Below are 18310 nucleotides of genomic sequence, written 5' to 3' on the forward strand. Positions count from 1 at the left end.
GACTTGATTCATCGTTAGCGCAGTATCTATATAGGCACCGATTGCTAACTCTGAGAGAGCATATGATGAAGACATCATTAATGACATCAAAAACTTTTACTGCGTTATTTGCCTTGGCTCTAGGCAGTACCTTAGTACTGAGCGGTTGCCAAACGGCCAAAGGCGTACTGGGTAAACGTGATAATGGGAGCCTGACATATCAACAAAGTAAAAAGTTGCCACCATTAGAGTTGCCTGCATCACAACAGGCCGCTCCGTTTGTACCCTTGTATCCCACCCCAAATCTGGGCGAAAATACTTTACAGCTACAAAATGAGTCAGGTAAGCAGTACCGACTGCCAAAACCTGAACGAGCGGTGCCAGTGACGTCATCGTCAGCTCAATAAGTTTTACATTCCATCCAGACCGCTTGTTAAGCGGTCTTTGCTGCTTATTTATTACATAAGCTTGAACGACATCAGCCTTGAACGAACAGGAACTCCCATAATGCAAAAGCAACAACTGCTGTATAAAGGCAAAGCCAAGTCTGTTTATGAAACAGAGGATAACGATCTTTTAATCTTACATTTCCGTGACGATACCTCAGCGCTTGATGGTAAGCGTATTGAGCAATTGGCACGCAAGGGTGTGGTTAACAACCGTTTTAACGCTTTTATCATGCAAAAGCTGGCCGACGCTGGCATCGAGACCCATTTTGAAAAGCAGCTGTCTGATGATGAAGTATTGGTTAAGCGTTTGGATATGATTCCTGTAGAGTGTGTGATACGTAACTTTGCAGCGGGGAGTTTGGTTCGCCGTCTAGGGCTAGAAGAAGGCCAAGCATTAACGCCGCCGACCTATGAGCTGTTTTATAAGGACGATGCGCTGGGTGATCCTATGGTCAATGAGTCTCTATCCGTCACTTTGGGCTGGGCAACCGAAGCACAGCTGACCAAAATGCAAGAGCTGACTTATCAAGTCAACGATGTCTTGAAAGCGCTGTTTGATGCGGGCGACTTAATCTTAGTAGACTTTAAGCTCGAGTTTGGTGTGTTCCATGATCGTATCGTCTTGGGTGATGAGTTCTCACCAGATGGCTGCCGTATTTGGGACAAAACCACGAAGAAAAAACTGGATAAAGACCGCTTCCGTCAGTCGCTTGGTGATGTGATTGAAGGGTATGAAGAAGTCGCTCAGCGTATTGGGGTTCCTCTGAGCTAATCTATATCTTAAGTTTTATTCGATAAAACTGAGCTTTAAGCTCAGTTTTTTTTATAAAATGTGCACGATACAATCAATCTATTGTTTCTACAATAAGGCTTGTTTGTCCCATCAGGCTAACGAGAACCCAGGTCTAAACTTATGCCAAATACTGTGCTAGCGCCAATATGGTTTACTCGTCCAACTTGTGTGGTCGCTGCTGACTTGATCGGTAAAGTGCTGTGTAGTACGGTGACAGATAGTGATGGTCAACAAAAAACCTTACGCATGCGTATCTCTGAAACCGAAAGCTATATCGGTGCGGCCGATGGCTCGGTGCAGGTGCACCTTGGACGCAAAAAAGACAAATCTGAGATTATGTATCAGCCCGGTGGGGTGTTTTATATCTACCTAACCTATGGCGTACACCATATGCTCAACTTAGTGAGCGGGCCCGCAGAGTCACCTGAATCAGTGCTAATACGTGCAGGGTTTTTGACCGCTGATAGTGAGCGTTTGATTGACGAGCAGTCGCTTGAAGCAGCTAAGCAGTTTACCCATCCTAAGCAGTTTTCAGGTCCTGGTAAGCTGAGCAAGCGTTTACAGATTGATCGCCGGTTATATGGTCAGCCTATCGCACCAGAGTCAGGCGTTTGGATCGAAGATGATGGCTGTCAGCCTCCTGTATCACTGCGCCCACGTATCGGTATTGACTCTGCAGGTGAAGCTGCAGACTGGCTGCTACGCTATGTATGGACGGGGCATCCTTCTTTATCGAAAAAATAGCAGTTTCTATCATTTTTCGATCTTATGCTAACGGTATGATATGAGGGCAATCTATGTATAAACTGACTGTTTTTATTCCTGAAGAAGCCTTAGAGCAAGTTAAGTCGGCACTGTTTGCCGCAGGTGCTGGCACGATTGGTAACTATGAGGCCTGCTGCTGGCAAGTGCAGGGCGTGGGCCAGTTTAAACCACTGGCAGGTAGCAATCCGCACATTGGTGCGCAAGATAAATTAGAAAAAGTGCCTGAATGGCGAGTGGAGATGGTGGTAGCACAAAAAAACATGGCTCAGGTCGTTGAAGCACTAAAGCAAGCGCATCCTTACGAGACGCCTGCCTACGATATTATCGAAGTGCTAGATTTTTAGAAGGCTGTCGTTTTAGTCTTCTTTTATCTTGATGACCTGATAGCTTGGATAGTCTAGATCGATTTTGTAGTCCTCACCACCTCGAGTGGCTTTGACTTTAATCTTGCTATCGCCCCTTTTGAATTTCACGCTTTTGACACGGTAACCCATGTTACTGACTCTATTGGCGGCTTGCTGTTTGATGGCCGGTTGATAGAAGTCTTTATCAATGGTTTTGATGGTTTTTTTGTGCTTTTTGTAGACCTTGCTGTCTTTATAGATGTCTTCATACAGGTCATCGTAAGCGTTGTAGCCTGGTGCAGTGACACAGCCTGTCGTTATGGTTAATAGTGCTGCTATCACACTGACAGCCGCAGTAGGTTTCAATAAAGTCTTACTTGTCATAAACCTCTCCGATTAGATTAAAAACTGCCTCATAATACTATAAAAAATGGTCAAATAAGCCAGGGTAGGCTTATTTGACCATAGGCATCAAAGGTTTGCGATGCCAAAAGCTTGATCTCATGTCTGGTTGTGATTAAAGCGTTTGAAATATTTACTTACAAGTACATGATAGAGGTCAAAACTTGATAGTAAGTGTCGTGAGCGTTAATAAGATGTAAGCAAGGCGGTGGATTGCGTAATCATCCTATACTGTACTGACGTAGTCTTACTGTTTGGTTCTAATAAAGAAAACTTACAGTCGTTTAGAAGTAAACCTGTTATAAGTTCAAAAGCGCTACGGGTATTTATTTGTCTGGCGTGCTGTACCACCACCGCTCGGTGCTGCGTATAATCAATGCCAGTGGCAATGGCATAGGGTATGCTGTTTTTATTGAGGACTAACTGTATTTGGTGCGGCATAAAACGGCTATTAACACACTATAAATGCTCTTATATCGATAATAAATGTCTCATAATAAAAGATGTGTAAGCATATGCTTACATGCATTGACGTTTATGCGACTTAACAACACAGAGATATATTGGCATTATAGTCACACGGCATCAGGGAATGTGACTCAAGGATTGAGTTAACCGTATTAAGGATAATGATTCATTTATTAGCATCAGGATGATAACAATAAATGAAGTAAGGACACAGACCCTTTGCTGATAACAGCAGTGAATGCTGATAGTCGTAGCAAAAAGAGCAGGATGCTCAATATCACAATATGTTGTCACTTGTGCAAGGATGCATAAAAAACAATTGTGGTAACTAACATGGACCGTTAATAATAAAACCGCATAACAATTATTTGCTATGCGGTTTTATTGTGTCTGAGTTTTGAAAAATTAAAATGTAAAAAGACCCATAAAAAAGCCGCATGACTCGCATGCGGCTTTTATGTTTAAGCTGTCAGGGCTTATTACGAGTGATTCTTAGTAGTTGTTTTCACGACGCCACTCATCCACACGGCGCTCTGCCTCATCTTTAGAGTGACCATAGCGCTCTTGTACTTTACCGACTAGCTTGTCACGGCTACCTTGAATGTGTAATAAATCATCATCAGTAAGATCGGCCCACTTTTGTTTGACTGAACCTTTGAGCTGATTCCAATCACCTTTTAGAGTATGTTCATTCATGATTAAACTCCTTCTTTTAATTATTGCACTTATTATTAATTATCGAGGCAATCTAACAGACTGCCTTTTTGTGTCTTCTTTATACTTCAGTTAAAAGCTATCAATGACAGATAACCAACTGATGATTTCTAATATAAAGATAGGGGCTAATAATGTCTGTATGAGCAATGTTTAGAGTGTTGCGCTTTTATAGAGTTCAGCATTTCTATGGTATAAAGATAAGAGTTATGTATGATGGCGTGTTGGTTTTATCTAGACTAAGTAACCAAAATAAAAGCAACCAAAACAAAAAACTAAACCACGCCAGTAAAATCAAAATCAACTGCCGGCCGATCTCCTTGTACAAGTAAACTGAGCGCTTTTGCTGAACCACAAGCATGGGTCCAGCCCAGTGTGCCATGGCCAGTATTGAGCCACAGATTATCGAAGCTGGCATCGATATTGGTACTGCCATGACGGACGTGCCCCTGATGCGCACGCCCTATTAAGGGTACGTTTGAAGGCGTCATTGGGCGTAGCCCTGTCCAGTATTCGACAGAGTTAGCAATGATGCCTTTAGGGAATAACTGCTGCACACGGCGAGTAATGGCCTCACAGCGTACGCTGTTTAGGTCTAGATTGTAACCATTAAACTCAGCGGTACCAGCGACTCGTAGCTTATCTCCTAAACGAGAGGTTACCAGCTTAAACTCATCGTCAATAAGGCTCACAAAGGGCGCCAGATGCGGTGCACGAGGGTTGACTTGATAAGTGGCTGAGTAGCCTTTGGCGGGGAAGATAGGCAGATGAACAGCCAATGGCTTGGTTAAGGCGGCGCTATAGCTGCCCAATGCCAAGACATAACTGTCTGCGCTAAAGGTTTGCGCATTTTCGCCAGCAGGACGGATAGTCATGCTATGGATATGTGGGTGAGTAGAATGGGCGTCAGCGTTTAATGCCAACACCTCGGTATCATATAAAAACTGTACGCCAGCATCAGCGCAGCGCTCAGCTAAGCGCTGGGTAAACAAATGAGCATTACCTGACTCATCTTGGCTGGTATAGGTTGCGCCTTTAAGCTTGTGAGCCACAGGGTAGAGGGCTGGTTCAAGACTGACGGCGTTATCAATATCTATAATATGACGCTCACAGCCGAGCGCTTGCATACGCTGTGTGGGCACAATGGCAGCATCAAACTCCGCTTGATCGGTGTAAAGGTGCATGATACCACGAGTTTGTTGCTGGTAATCGATACCAATATCAGCCCGCAGCTGCTGCAAAGCATCTCTAGAATACAGACCGAGACGTACCATTTGCACCAGATTGGCATCGGCTCTGTCTGTGCGGCACTCTTGCAAAAACTGTAGCGCCCATCTGAGCTGAGCCTTGTCCGCTCGCAGACGATATAGCAGCGGGGCGTCTTCTTTAAACAGCCATTTCAGCGCTTTTTTCGGTGTCGCCGGGTTGGCCCAAGGGGTCGCATGTGAGACGGATATCTGCCCGCCATTGGCAAATGAGGTTTGCATTCCTGCTGCGGGCTCACGCTCAATGACAGTCACATCATAGCCTGCTTGCCGAAGATACCAGGCGCTGGTCACGCCCACCACGCCTGCTCCGAGTACCGCAATATGTGTCATGAGTAAAATCTCTTAGTGACTGTATGAGCTGCTTATCTGACGCTTCGCTGTAGATTGAGCACAGTTATTGAGGGCGTGCCACATCAGCCTGCAACGCTTCTGGTAACTCTAATAGCGTCAGGTCGCTATCATCGAGATGTGCTGGGCGTGCGACGACTAAAGCCTCAAACCCTTCGTCAGTTTCAATGGCATTGACCACTTGGATTTTATCAAGTTTATCACCTGCAGCTGGGACCTCACCTGTGCCTTTTACGTAATGTAAAAACGCTTTCGGTGCCGCTTTAAAGTAGATGCGAGCGATGACCTCTTGGCCCAAATAGCAGCCTTTGTCATAGTCCATACCGCCACGCTGATGCAACCGCAGCTCTTGCGGCTGAAACTGACCTTGAGTGTCGGCGACAATCCAGTAATTACCGATGGCAATACTACGCTGCGTCCAAGCTTGAGTATCCTCTGCCGTATTGTGCTCATCTTTATGACTGAAGGTCGGTTCATCGCCGATGACACAAGGATAAATCGGTATTGGAGCACTGGTTTCAAACTTGGAAAATGCGCCGAATTTCTTTAAATGGGCGTGTAAAGAGTCTGCACAGTCAGCACTGATGACAACCTCAAAGTGGTTTTCGTCCTGTTTTTTTATCCAAAGTCCAAACTCAATACGGCCTTTTAGATTGCTTAGTGCCGTTGCTTGATAGCTAAGCCCGAGTTTGGTGACGTCGACGGTGAGCTGACCTTGTAAAAACTTTTCGGCATCTTCGCCTTCGATGGTGACTTGTGCAAACTGCGGCAGTACTGCATGGCTCATGATTATTGTCCTTAAACTTGTTATATCGAAGATTAAATCCTACAAAGCAGGGTAACACAAAAAACAAGCGCATAAAAAACGCTATACCTGTGCTGTAGATTGGGCGCAGCGCCTACATTTCAAGCGTGTAGATTGGTTAAAGTCAGTGACTTGGGGTACAATGAGGATCTATTACCCCCTTTATTTTAACGGCTGCCGAGGAAATCATGAGTTTACCCAATTGTCCAAAATGTGATGCTGAATATACTTACGAAGATGGTGCCTTACTGGTATGCCCGATGTGTGCGCATGAATGGACGGCCGCTGAAGCGGATGCTGCTGAGGCTCGAGCTGAAGAGGATAGCATCATTCGTGATGCAGTCGGTAATGAGCTGCAGGATGGTGATGCGGTGACAGTCATCCGTGACTTAAAGGTAAAGGGTTCATCGACTCCTATTAAGGTTGGCACTAAAGTTCGTAGTATTCGGCTGCTTGACGATCCTGTAGATGGACATGATATCGACTGCAAGGTTGATGGTTTTGGACAGATGAAACTTAAATCTTCTGTGGTAAAAAAGGCTTAAGTCACCAGCTTGTTGACAAGGTGATATGAGAGCCTAAAAAACACCTCAACATTTTTAATAGAGGTGATAAGTATAAAAGCCACCTAAGCGATTTAGGTGGCTTTTGTTTACCAGCGACAGTTAGCAGTTATGAGTCATGAGTCATAACGTATCATTGGTAAACACCTGCTCCTTCAGCGTGAGTAATTGACAGTGGCCCATATCCCACTCGTGATGACTGACAACGATCAACAAGTCGTTCTTTTGCTGTTCGCGTACATGATGCCAAACCTGTGCGCGAGTTTGAGCGTCAAGGCCTGCAAAAGGCTCATCGAGTAATAATACTCGCCGAGGCTTGAGCAATAGTCTTGCCAATGCTATGCGTCTTGCTTGCCCGCCAGAGACGGCAGCGCCGTATTCGCCAAGTGGTGTCGCAAGTCCTTGTGGCTGCGCTTGCAACCACTTTGACAAACCGACCTTATCCAAAGCAGCAAGCAGCTCAGCGTCGCTGGCGTTAGGTTTACCCAAGCGTAGATTCGCCGCCAAGCTTTGATCAAAGATATCGAGCTGCTGACCTAAGTAGCCCAGCTGATCACGCCAGTCGTAATCATGCCAAGCGGCATCATTTAGCGTCACTTCCCCTTTTAATAGTGACAACTCACCGGCGAGCATCTGCAATAACGTTGATTTGCCGCAGCCCGAAGCGCCTCTGATGATAAGCGGTGTCCCCGAGGTTATAATGACGCTCACATCTTGAGCACCTACTAGCGCCTTGGGTATTTTTGCATAGACCCTATCAAGCGTTGCCGTCATCTCGCCTGTGGGTAATGGCAAGTCAGCAGCGGCTAACTCTGATTTTTCAATATTGTCTTTGGTTTTTGGAGAGCGTTCAGTAGCTGTAGAGTGGGTGGTTAACAATGCGTTTAGGCGCTGTTTGGCGGCGATACTATTACCAAGCGCCAAATAGTGCTGACCTAAAGGTACGATGATTTCTTGAATACCGATCAAGCCTAAAACGACAGCCAACACTAAGGGGACACTGACCACATGCATGATACTGCTATCAAATGCTGCACCTTGTGATAACTGAGTAATAGCAAACAATACCACCAACACGCCCGCATAAAACAACCATTGAATACCCAGCATATACGCAGAGCGGCGCTTTTGTGCTCGCCATTCCAAGTCCTGCAAGAGGTTGTCTTGTTCGATGTAATCGGCCGTCTGCGCCCGCCATTGTTGCCACAATAGCAGCTGAGTAATGATAGCTAAGGGAGCGAGTAGTTTTTGCCGGCGTGCTTCAGAAACCTCGGCCAGCTGTCTTGCTTGTTGGATACCCAGATATGTACCTAGCAGCGGCACCAGCAGCGCCAAAGCCAGTAAGCCATAAATCATCCGCTTTAGAGTGGGGTCGATAGGTAAAGCAAACCCAATAAACAGCGCTAAGAGTGTGACGACGATGGTACCGATCAGCCAAGGCGAGACCACCCGCAAAATAAACTCATCAAGCCTATCGATGTCGTTGACCAATCTATGCATATATTGTGAAGCGTGTAAGGCGTTGCGCTGCTGTACTAAAGGCAGCGTAGACAAGCGCTCAAAAAACCTAAGCCTGAGTGTTTTTAACAAATCAAAGACAGCGTTGTGTGAGACCATCAGCTCACCGTAGCGGCTGGCGGTACGGGCTATGGCCAACATACGAATGATACCTGCAGGCATCATATAGTTAAAAGCATGGGAGCCAACAGCGAGCATACCTGCCAGAGCAGCAGCACTGATAAACCAACCTGAGATCATCAAAAGTGCGATGATAGAGATGGCGAATATCAGCCCTAGCAGCCAAGAAATAACCCACAAATCAAATGAAGGCTTGAACATATCACGCAAACGAAAAGCAGGGTCACGGCTGTCTGCTGCCTGGTTATCGACAGAGTGTGTTATTGCAGTATGGTTGGGCTGATGTTGTGAGGTATGTTTACTCATGGCTTAGCCCTCGAAGTATCAGTTGTTGTCTCCAGCTCTGTGTTAGGTGTGTTATCAAGCTGTGCATCCAGTTTTGTATCTGCCTGTAAGTGGTTTTGACCATCAAGTCGTATCACACCATCTAACCACGTAAGCTGCTCATGGGCATGCGTTACCCACAAGACAGTTTTGTCACGGCTGACCTCTGCAAGTAGCGTATGAATACGTTGGGCAGTATCTGGATCTAAATGCTCAGTGGGCTCATCGAGCAGCCATAAACTGTCCTCACGTAGGAGCAATTGTGCGATACCCAAACGCTGCTGTTGCCCCCCTGAGAGACCTTGACCACGATCGCCAAGCTGTGTATGTAGACCATCGGGTAAGCGCTGGATCAGATCCCAAAGCTCGACCACCTCGAGCACAGCGATCAGCTCAGCCTCAGTGGCACTAGGGTTGGCAAGGCGAAGGTTTTGGGCGATACTCAGCGGCATGAGCGCCACTTGTTGGGCAAGGTAGCCGATGTTTTGACGCAAGGTATCCAGATTGGTGTCGTTAAGTTCGACTTGTTGTCGTCCATCTTTGCTGACCAGTCTGATACTGCCATCATAACTGACAAAGCCCATTAAGGCTTGGAGCAGGCTTGATTTACCACTGCCGCTAGCACCAATCAGTGCCATGCGCGCGCCTGCTGGCAGCTCGACACTAATGGGCGCCAAGCGGGTACGATAACGCCTATGATGAGCGGGCGGGCGGGCTGAAATCACGTTGCCTGCTTGCTGAGAGTGTTGATGATCAGTGTTTTTAGGCTCACTGTTTTGATAGCTGTTGTTTTGATCAACACTGTCTGTAGGCTCTGCTATCGGACTACGAATACTTAGATTGGATAGCACGATGCCAAAGGCTTTTGAGACATCTGGCTGCGCTGTGCAAGCCTCCATAGCAGAAGTGTGGGTTAGACTTTGATCGGCATGAGACCCAGAGACGGTATTGTTAAGAGGCTCAGAGTCGCTATCAGCAATATGGTCAGCAGCATTGATAATAGGTAGCAGGCTTTGTACAGCGCCTTCTGCCTCTGCTTTGGCGTGATAGTCAGCACCCAGCTGGCGCAGTGGTAAATAAAACTCAGGTGCTAATAGTAAGATAAATAACGCACCAAAATAGGGGACGGGCACCTCGCCCTTTGCCCATGGCAAGATACCAATCAGACCAAAACCAAGATAAACCGCCACTAAAGCGATACTCAAAGCCGCCAGTAACTCGAGCACCGCTCCATTTAAAAAGGCGATTTTGAGCACATCCATGGTTCGGCGGCGATAGTCCTCACTACTGATTGCCAAGTCATGAGCGGCTATGTCAGTCGCTTGTAGACGCTTTAATGTTGGCATACCACGTACCCAGTCCAAAAACCGTCCGCTAAGCTGTGCCAAAGCACTGAACTGCTCAGCACTTTTGCGGGCAGTTAAGTGGCCAATCAATATCATAAAAATAGGCACTAAAGGTGCGGTGAGTAGCAGTAGTGCGGCGGCGACCCAGCTTTGCCAAGCAACAGCAATCAGCAAAATAATGGGAGTACTAGCAGCCACCTTGCTCTGCACACTAAAACTACTGATATAGCCATCTAAAGCATCGGTTTGATCGATAACTTGGCTAGATAAACTGCCATCACTACCAAAATAACGCAAGTTTGGCCCAAGTCTTGCCATGCTAGAGAGTAGTGATTCACGCAGCTCACTACGCACCTTTAGACTGGCACGTTGGCTGATGAGCTCACGGCCGCTATGTAGTAGCGGTCGTAAAACAAAGCAAACGACCAAACCCGCCAACCAGTCATTAGACACAGCCGTAGATAGCGGCAACTCGTTGAAGTAATTACTCAGCCAAGTACCAAACAAACTGGCAAGTAGCCACGCTTGCCAGACAAACAGTAGCGCACTAATGACAGTGAGTACCCAAGCCAGATTGAGTGGGCGTTTTACCGATGCAATAAGTTGCTTTAAAAAACGCTTTTCAGTATTGGAGAGGGTTGCCATAGTGCTGTCTACCGCAAGAAATAAGTGGTTTTTGATGTAGGTTTATAGACATCTAAAGTGATTGTAGGCGCTGTTATAGTGAAAAGCCAATGAAGAGGCTGGCTTAGTCGTGCGCTGCTCTACAAGTATAACCATGAATATCAGCACTCTATAATGCCATTGAATAGATATGATAAAGTGACTGGTAAGTAAAGGTTGGTTATTATATTCCGGAGCCTGTACTTGATTTGCTTGATAGAGGCGAGTAGCCTGATAACTTCAGTGTCTGTCACAACCGCAATATGTATTTGTTGCTACGCTGTGTAATAATGTTGGTTTAATTCCATATTTTTTTTGTGACTTTAACTGTTGTGTTGTATTAATACAGATATTATACTAATAAATATATTATATTTGTTAGTGGTTTGTTTTCAGTCGCTTATTGTCAGCAATGGGATGATTGACTGTTGTTTTTTATGGGCTTCTATGATGCCGATATGAACGTACTTAAGATATCAATCGGTCGCAGCTATTCATATAAAGGGATGTATATCAATAAAGAAGCAAAATCCTATGAGTAATATAGGGTGAGCTGTCAGGTTTTTGATGGATCGTATAGAGAAACGTTACACCAACAAGGAGGTAACAGGGTTTTTCTATGTGATTTTTTTGTGATGAGATCTGCTCGGTGAGCCCGTATCGTTAGGGAGTTTAGTATGATTACTGAACATCTAGTAGATATGTCACGTTTACAGTTTGCGGTGGTGGCACTTTACCACTTCTTATTTGTACCGCTGACGCTAGGTTTGGTTTGGTTTTTGGTCATCATGGAAGCCGTCTATGTGACCACTGGCAAGCAGATTTGGAAAGACATGACCCGTTATTGGGGCAAGTTATTTGGTATTAACTTTGCACTTGGGGTGACCACTGGTATCACCATGGAGTTTCAGTTTGGTACTAACTGGTCTTATTATTCACAGTATGTGGGTGATATCTTTGGTGCCCCGCTTGCCATTGAAGGTTTGATGGCGTTCTTTTTAGAGTCTACCATGGTAGGCTTGTTCTTCTTTGGCTGGAATCGGTTGTCCCGAGTTCAGCATTTAGTGGTGACCTTTTTGATGGCAGTCGCCACCAACTTTTCGGCGCTCTGGATTTTGATTGCCAACGGCTGGATGCAAAGTCCCGTCGGTGCAGAGTTCAACTATCAGACCATGCGTATGGAGATGACCGACTTTGCTGCGGTACTCTTAAACCCAGATGCACAAAACAAGTTCGTACATACGGTGTCAGCGGGCTACGTGGTCGGCTCGGTGTTTGTCCTCTCAATCTCAGCACTATATTTGCTACGTAAGCGAGATGTTGAATTTGCTAAGCGCAGCTTTCAAGTCGCTGCAGCCTTTGGATTTGCCTCCATCTGTAGTGTTATCGTGCTAGGCGATGAGTCAGGTTATTCGATAGGTAAGGCTCAGCAGACCAAACTGGCCACCATGGAGGCGATGTGGCACACCGAGCCTGCTCCGGCCCCCTTTAATTTGATCGCCAGTATTAATGAAGAAGAGCAAAAAAACAACTGGGAGCTACAAATACCGTATGCGATGGGTATCATCGGCACCCGCTCTTTTGATAAAGAGATACCAGGTATCCTTGAGATTAAGGAGCTTAATAAAGAGCGCATCATCACAGGCGTGACGGCAGTAACCCTGCTTGAGCAGCTACGAAAAACCCCAGATGATATGGCACTAAGAGCGCAGTTTGATGAGGTAAAAGATGATTTAGGCTTTGGTCTACTGCTAAGAAAGTATACTGATGATGTCTCACAAGCCACGCCTGAGATGATTCAAAAAGCCACGGATGACACCATTCCTAAAGTGGCACCGATGTTTTGGTCATTTCGTATTATGGTGGGGCTGGGCTTTTTGATGTTGGCGCTGTTTGCGGTCAGCTTATGGTATAGCCTAAAAGGGACCTTTACCCAAAAGACATGGCTTCTTAAGTGGGCCGTCATTATGTTGCCAGCACCTTGGATAGCCGCTGAGCTTGGTTGGTTTGTCGCTGAGTATGGTCGTCAACCTTGGACCATCTATGGCGTGTTGCCGACGCATATCTCAACATCAAATATTGGCGTGGCCAATGTGTACTGGTCGCTTGCTGGGTTTGTCGCATTCTATACAGTACTGCTGATTATCGAGATGTATCTGATGATTAAGTATGTCAAGTTAGGGCCAGGCAGTTTGGGCACAGGACGTTACTATGGTGAGACACCTCGTAATGTAACGCCGTCTGCCGCAGATCAGGAGGTGAACCATGTTGTTTGATTATGAAACCCTAAAAATCATCTGGTGGCTGTTGGTTGGCGTGCTGCTGATAGGCTTTGCTATCATGGATGGTCACGATATCGGCGTGTGTACGCTTTTGCCCTTTGTCGGCAAAAACGACGAAGAGCGTCGTATTATTGTCACGACCGTTGGCGCTCATTGGGAGGGCAACCAAGTATGGTTTATCACCGCAGGTGGTGCTTTGTTCGCCGCTTGGCCTATGGTCTATGCCACTGCTTTTAGTGGCTTTTACTGGGCGATGATGGCCGTACTGTGGGCGATGTTTTTCCGTCCGGTGGGCTTTAAGTACCGTAATATGATCAAAGACCAACGTTGGCGCAACTCATGGGACTGGGGGCTGTTTATCGGCTCATTTGTCCCTGCAGTGGTGTTTGGTGTGGCCTTTGGTAACTTATTCTTAGGCGTACCTTTTAGTTTTGATAGCAATCTACTATCCACTTATACTGGTACTTTTTGGCAATTGCTAAACCCATTTGCGATTCTTTGTGGTCTAGTCAGCGCTGCACTATTGACGATGCAAGGCGGCACTTTTTTAGCCCACCGTACTTTAGGCATTATCCAAGAGCGCACCATTCGCTATACCACGCTCTCTGCAATCGCCCTTGTGATTATGTTTGTGGGTGCAGGCTTTTGGATACAAGCGATGGATGGCTACGTCATTACCTCAGCAGTTGATAAAGGCGGCTTTCCAAACGTACTGGGTAAAGAAGTGGCGCTACAAAGTGGTGGCTGGATGACCAACTTTGCCACCTACCCATGGGCATGGGCATTTCCAGTATTAGGGGTGGTCATGCCACTGATTACTGTCGTGCTATTGAGAATGGGTCAAACTCTAGCCTCATTTATCACCTCGAGTATCACGGTGTTAAGTGTGATTATGACTGCTGGTGTGGCGCTGTTCCCATTTGTCATACCTTCATCAACGCATCCAAATGCCAGTCTGACGGCTTGGGACAGTGTTTCAAGTCACTTAACACTGATGGTTATGCTGTATGCTGTGGTGATCTTTATACCGCTTATCGTCATGTATACCAGCTGGGCTTATAGCATCATGCGCGGTAAGGTGACGGCCGCTTATATGCGTGAAAACAGTGAGTCAGGTTACTGATCCATAAAGCGCTTTGATGACAATATAGATAGGAGAATCAATATGTGGTATTTTGCTTGGGTATTAGGACTTGGATTTGCCGTCTTACTGTCCATTGTCAATGCCGTTTGGCTAGAGCATGAACAAGGTCGTTTAGATGCGTTTGCCCCAAAAAAGAATAAGTCCGAGACATCTGATGATAATGAGCTGTCTTAAGTCAATCGCTTATCACCGTCACAATGCTGACAACTGCATCAGATAAATACAAAATAATATAGATACAAAGTGAGCTCAGATGAGCTCACTTTTTTTTGGTAAGATAGGCAACATACATTCAATGCCTAAAATAAAGACCAACAATACTACTAAGAGTGATGATTATGAGTACTAAAAACGAACAGCTTTTTGCCCAAGCCCGCAAACATATTCCGGGTGGTGTTAACTCACCAGTCCGGGCCTTTGCTGGGGTCGGGGGCACGCCGATTTTTATGCACCGTGCCAATGGCAGCAAAATCTATGACACCGAAGACAATGCCTATATCGATTATGTCGGCTCTTGGGGCCCTATGATTTTGGGCCATGCCCATCCAAAAGTAATCGATGCGGTCAAAAAAGCGGCTGATGATGGTTTGAGCTTTGGTACCCCTACGCCATTTGAAACCACAGTTGCTGACAAAATTTGCGAGATTGTCCCTAGTGTTGAGATGATTCGTATGACCAGCTCAGGCACCGAAGCGACCATGAGCGCCATCCGTTTGGCCCGTGGTTATACGGAACGTGACAAAATCGTCAAATTTGAAGGTTGTTACCATGGCCATTCAGACAGCTTATTGGTCAAAGCGGGCTCAGGCATGCTCGACATCGGTGAGCCAACTTCAAAAGGCGTGCCAGCGGATTTTGCTAAGCATACCATTACTATCCCTTATAACGATCCGCAAGCGATTAAGGATTGTTTTGAGAAGTGGGGTGAAGAGATTGCTTGTGTGATCTTGGAGCCTATCGCTGGCAACATGAATATGGTCATTCCCACGCAAGCGTTCCATGACACGCTGCGTGAGCAGTGTACAGCTCATGGCGCTGTGCTCATCTTTGATGAAGTCATGACGGGATTTCGTGTCGGCCTTGGCGGTGCGCAAGCACACTTCGGCATCGACCCTGACTTGACTTGCTTTGGTAAAATCATCGGTGCAGGTCTGCCAGTTGGTGCCTTTGGTGGTAAAGAAGACATCATGTCTTGCATTGCGCCACTGGGCGGTGTTTATCAAGCCGGTACACTGTCAGGTAACCCATTGGCGATGCGCGCTGGTATTGCCATGTTTGAAGACTTAACGGCAGACGGTTTCTATGATGAATTATCAGCGAAAGTAGATAAGCTGGTTGATGGTTTTCAAGCTGCTGCTGACAAGCATGGTATCAATCTGCGTACCAATAAACTGGGCGGTATGTTTGGTATGTTCTTTGTCAAAGACAGTGAAACGACTGTCCCTCAAAACTTTGATGACGTGACAGAATGCGATATGGACGTGTTTAATACGTTCTTTCATGGCATGTTAGATCGTGGTATTTATCTAGCGCCATCAGCTTATGAGGCCGGCTTTATGTCTATCAAGCATAGCGATGCAGACATCGAAGCATCGATCAAAGCTGCTGACGAAATCTTTGCAGAAATGGCAAAAGCGTAACGAAATCAGTTGTCGTCTTAATTGCATCAAAAAAACCAGCCGCTGTGCTGGTTTTTTTGTGCTTATGTATCCTTGGGATCTGTTGAACACGCTAAATTTTATCAAACTTACGATCTTTTAGGCTGAGCCGGCCACGCAGTACATCAGTATACATACGAAAGTCGCTGACGAAGCTTTTTAGGGGAGATTTAAAAGAAGCGGGTTTGTTTTTTTCAAAGAAAAAATGCCCAATCCAGGCGCAGCCATAACCGGCAGCGATACCTTTTAGTAATGGTTTTGGTGAACGGGTTTTGATTGATTTTGCCAGACCTAATAAGCCAAAGCTACTACCGGCGAAGTGCAAACGCCGGCACGCCATGTTTTGATGTTCTTCTAAATAAAAATCATAAAATTTTTGCTTAGTGTGCTTGTCAGTTTTTATCATACCCGTGTTTTTTGTGGTATCGCTGTCAGCAGCTTGACGGATGCGCTGTGCTTGTGTTGTCTTATCCATGACGATAATGTCCTTTACCAAGTAGTGAGAAGTAAGTTATATCCCTTATTTAGAAGGTAACAAAGGGCTATAATGAATACAAGCGAACGGAGAGCAAAAGCCAAAAGTAGCATGACTGGGCATTCATACTCTTAAGCTTACTCAGCGCTATTTTACTTTTCTTGCCAGTATTTGGTAGACATGTTTTAATGGCGCAAACTGCTCATCATGCATCTAACGCCATGGTGATATTGTACAAAGCGATAAAGCCTTACCTTTACAGATTAAAATCCTCCATCCGCTTATATGGTAGCTATTTTTTTATGCCGCATAATTATCTAGAAAACCCACCACTTGCCGAAGATGAACTGATGGCTGCGATTGATATTGGCTCTAACAGTTTTCATTTAGCCATCGCTCGCCTCGATCATGGTGAGGTACGAAAAGTCGTTTCTATGTCCGAAAAGGTGCAGCTGGCAGCTGGCCTAGATGAGCATAATGTATTGAGTGCAGCGGCCGAAAAACGAGGTTTGGATTGTCTAAGCCGCTTTGTCGCCCGTCTCGACTCCGTCTCATCTTCACGAGTGCGTGTCGTTGCGACCAATGCGCTACGGCAAGCCAAAAACGCCGATGACTTTATAGCCAAAGCCAATGCCATTTTGCCAAAGCCTATTGAGATTATCGCTGGGCGTGAAGAGGCACGCTTGATTTATCTTGGGGTCTCCCACACCAATGCCAGTAGTGATAAGCGTTTGGTTATCGATATCGGTGGCGGCTCAACCGAGTTTGTCATTGGCCAAGGCTTTGATCCTTTGTTGACCGAAAGCTTGCAGATGGGCTGTGTGGCTTATAGCAAAAAGTTTTTTGCGGATGGTCAGATCACTAAAAGCGCTTTTAATAAAGCCATGACCTCTGCACGAAAAAAGATATTGGCGATTAACGGTCAATATCAAAAGGTAGGCTGGAGTAGTGTGATTGGCTCTAGCGGTACCATTAAGGCGGTGCGTAATGTGTTGGTATCCAAAGGCTGGGCGGATGATCAAGAGCGCATTACTTATGAAGGCATCAAAAAGCTAGAAAAACTGCTGATTAAAGTCGGCGATGTCAATGACATCGAGTTAGAAGGCGTCAAAGAGCACCGCAAGGCTGTATTCCCAGCAGGAGTGGCCGTCCTGCGTGCTGTGATGAAAGTCTTGGGCGTTGATACTCTGGCTTATTCAGATGGAGCATTACGAGAAGGCGTGCTGTATGACATGCTTGGACGTTTGGCAAGTGAAGATGTGCGTGATCGTAGTGTAATCGCACTTATCAAGCGTTATTCGGTGGATAAAAAACAAGCCCGTCAAGTGGTGAGAACCAGTAAGCATCTGTTTAAACAAGTCAAAGAAGACTTACAGTTGACCAGTGATGATGCTGATCTGCTTAGGCGAGCAGCATACTTGCATGAGATAGGGCTTGCTATCAGTCATAGCAGTTATCATAAGCACAGCACCTATTTGCTTGAGCACTCCGATATTCCAGGGTTTTCGCAAGTCGATCAAAAGCGCATGGCGCAGCTGATGCTCAGTCATAGACGTAAGCTCAAAACCGATGTACTAGAGCAGGTTTGTCAGATAGGCGGCCGCTCGCTGATGTATCTGTGTTTGCTACTGCGCTTGGCAGTATTGTCGCATCACAGCCGTAGTGAGTACGAGCTGCCCTTGCTACAATTAAAGATTATGGATAAAAATCATTGGCAGATTACGGCTGAAACAGACAAAAACCACTATGCTTTTTTGTTATCAGATCTAAAAGCTGAGATAGATCAATTTGCCAAGTGGGATATCAAGCTGAGTATCCTTGAGGCCAACTCGTGAAGTAAGGCGATGACGCCGTCGGGTCGTTGGTATTACAAAATGTACAG

The 18310-nt window shown here is 46.0% G+C and carries 17 protein-coding genes; 10 read left to right on the forward strand and 7 right to left on the reverse strand.

The genetic code is table 11. From position 1 onward, the window contains the following. Window positions 1–65 precede the first annotated feature (65 nt). The 4 genes from J3492_RS04460 (at window position 66) to J3492_RS04475 (ending at window position 2330) form a co-directional block, all read left to right on the forward strand. Window positions 66–386: a hypothetical protein gene (locus tag J3492_RS04460; protein WP_207990308.1), complete on the forward strand. Its 321-nt coding sequence runs from the start codon at window positions 66–68 to the stop codon at window positions 384–386. Between the two features lie 100 nt (window positions 387–486). Beyond that, a complete protein-coding gene (gene purC / locus J3492_RS04465) occupies window positions 487–1200 on the forward strand; it encodes a phosphoribosylaminoimidazolesuccinocarboxamide synthase (RefSeq protein ID WP_207990309.1) in 714 nt (237 codons plus the stop codon). 141 nt (window positions 1201–1341) lie between these two features. Then, window positions 1342–1965 (forward strand): DNA-3-methyladenine glycosylase, encoded by a 624-nt coding sequence (locus J3492_RS04470; protein ID WP_207990312.1) that lies wholly within the window; start codon window positions 1342–1344, stop codon window positions 1963–1965. 53 nt (window positions 1966–2018) lie between these two features. Further along, complete coding sequence (locus J3492_RS04475) at window positions 2019–2330, forward strand: YqfO family protein (RefSeq protein WP_207990314.1); 312 nt, start codon at window positions 2019–2021, stop codon at window positions 2328–2330. A 12-nt stretch (window positions 2331–2342) separates the two neighbouring features. Here J3492_RS04475 and J3492_RS04480 read toward each other — a convergent pair whose 3' ends face one another. The 4 genes from J3492_RS04480 to ygfZ all read right to left on the reverse strand — a co-directional run bounded on the left by J3492_RS04480 (window position 2343) and on the right by ygfZ (window position 6317). Continuing rightward, window positions 2343–2714: a hypothetical protein gene (locus J3492_RS04480; RefSeq protein ID WP_207990316.1), complete on the reverse strand. Its 372-nt coding sequence runs from the start codon at window positions 2712–2714 to the stop codon at window positions 2343–2345. Between the two features lie 978 nt (window positions 2715–3692). Then, window positions 3693–3896, reverse strand: coding sequence for a CsbD family protein (locus J3492_RS04485; protein ID WP_207990318.1), 204 nt, complete (start codon window positions 3894–3896; stop codon window positions 3693–3695). A gap of 293 nt (window positions 3897–4189) precedes the next feature. Further along, window positions 4190–5512 (reverse strand): D-amino acid dehydrogenase, encoded by a 1323-nt coding sequence (locus tag J3492_RS04490; protein ID WP_207990320.1) that lies wholly within the window; start codon window positions 5510–5512, stop codon window positions 4190–4192. Window positions 5513–5576: 64 nt separating this feature from the next. Next, window positions 5577–6317, reverse strand: coding sequence for a CAF17-like 4Fe-4S cluster assembly/insertion protein YgfZ (gene ygfZ / locus J3492_RS04495; protein WP_207990322.1), 741 nt, complete (start codon window positions 6315–6317; stop codon window positions 5577–5579). A gap of 206 nt (window positions 6318–6523) precedes the next feature. Here ygfZ and J3492_RS04500 point away from each other — a divergent pair, with 206 nt between their 5' ends. Continuing rightward, entirely contained in the window at window positions 6524–6880 is a 357-nt protein-coding gene (locus J3492_RS04500) for a zinc ribbon domain-containing protein YjdM (RefSeq protein ID WP_243453101.1), read from the forward strand. Window positions 6881–7021: 141 nt separating this feature from the next. Here J3492_RS04500 and J3492_RS04505 read toward each other — a convergent pair whose 3' ends face one another. Next, window positions 7022–8842 (reverse strand): amino acid ABC transporter ATP-binding/permease protein, encoded by a 1821-nt coding sequence (locus J3492_RS04505; RefSeq protein ID WP_207990328.1) that lies wholly within the window; start codon window positions 8840–8842, stop codon window positions 7022–7024. Continuing rightward, complete coding sequence (locus J3492_RS04510; RefSeq protein WP_207990330.1) at window positions 8839–10851, reverse strand: ABC transporter ATP-binding protein/permease; 2013 nt, start codon at window positions 10849–10851, stop codon at window positions 8839–8841. The genes J3492_RS04505 and J3492_RS04510 overlap by 4 nt, the downstream gene beginning before the upstream one ends. Before the next feature lie 695 nt (window positions 10852–11546). Here J3492_RS04510 and J3492_RS04515 point away from each other — a divergent pair. From J3492_RS04515 to hemL, 4 genes are all read left to right on the forward strand, one after another. After that, complete coding sequence (locus tag J3492_RS04515; RefSeq protein ID WP_207990332.1) at window positions 11547–13145, forward strand: cytochrome ubiquinol oxidase subunit I; 1599 nt, start codon at window positions 11547–11549, stop codon at window positions 13143–13145. After that, window positions 13138–14274 carry a cytochrome d ubiquinol oxidase subunit II gene (gene cydB, locus J3492_RS04520; RefSeq protein ID WP_243453105.1) on the forward strand — a complete coding sequence of 379 codons (1137 nt, stop codon included), beginning with the start codon at window positions 13138–13140 and terminating at the stop codon, window positions 14272–14274. Before J3492_RS04515 ends, cydB begins: the two co-directional genes overlap by 8 nt. A 42-nt stretch (window positions 14275–14316) precedes the next feature. After that, a complete protein-coding gene (cydX, locus tag J3492_RS04525) occupies window positions 14317–14469 on the forward strand; it encodes a cytochrome bd-I oxidase subunit CydX (protein WP_207990336.1) in 153 nt (50 codons plus the stop codon). Between the two features lie 164 nt (window positions 14470–14633). Next, window positions 14634–15935, forward strand: a complete 1302-nt coding sequence (gene hemL, locus J3492_RS04530) for a glutamate-1-semialdehyde 2,1-aminomutase (protein WP_207990338.1) — start codon at window positions 14634–14636, stop codon at window positions 15933–15935. 91 nt (window positions 15936–16026) lie between these two features. On the opposite strand, the gene J3492_RS04535 is transcribed toward hemL, so the two are convergent. Next, window positions 16027–16359 (reverse strand): Mpo1-like protein, encoded by a 333-nt coding sequence (locus tag J3492_RS04535; protein WP_243453106.1) that lies wholly within the window; start codon window positions 16357–16359, stop codon window positions 16027–16029. 371 nt (window positions 16360–16730) lie between these two features. Here J3492_RS04535 and ppx point away from each other — a divergent pair, with 371 nt between their 5' ends. Then, the gene (ppx, locus tag J3492_RS04540; RefSeq protein WP_207990342.1) at window positions 16731–18263 is read left to right on the forward strand and encodes an exopolyphosphatase; all 1533 of its coding nucleotides are present in this window, start codon (window positions 16731–16733) and stop codon (window positions 18261–18263) included. The last annotated feature ends 47 nt before the right edge of the window (window positions 18264–18310 follow it).

The organism is Psychrobacter coccoides, assembly GCF_017498085.1.
GTDB lineage: Bacteria > Pseudomonadota > Gammaproteobacteria > Pseudomonadales > Moraxellaceae > Psychrobacter > Psychrobacter coccoides.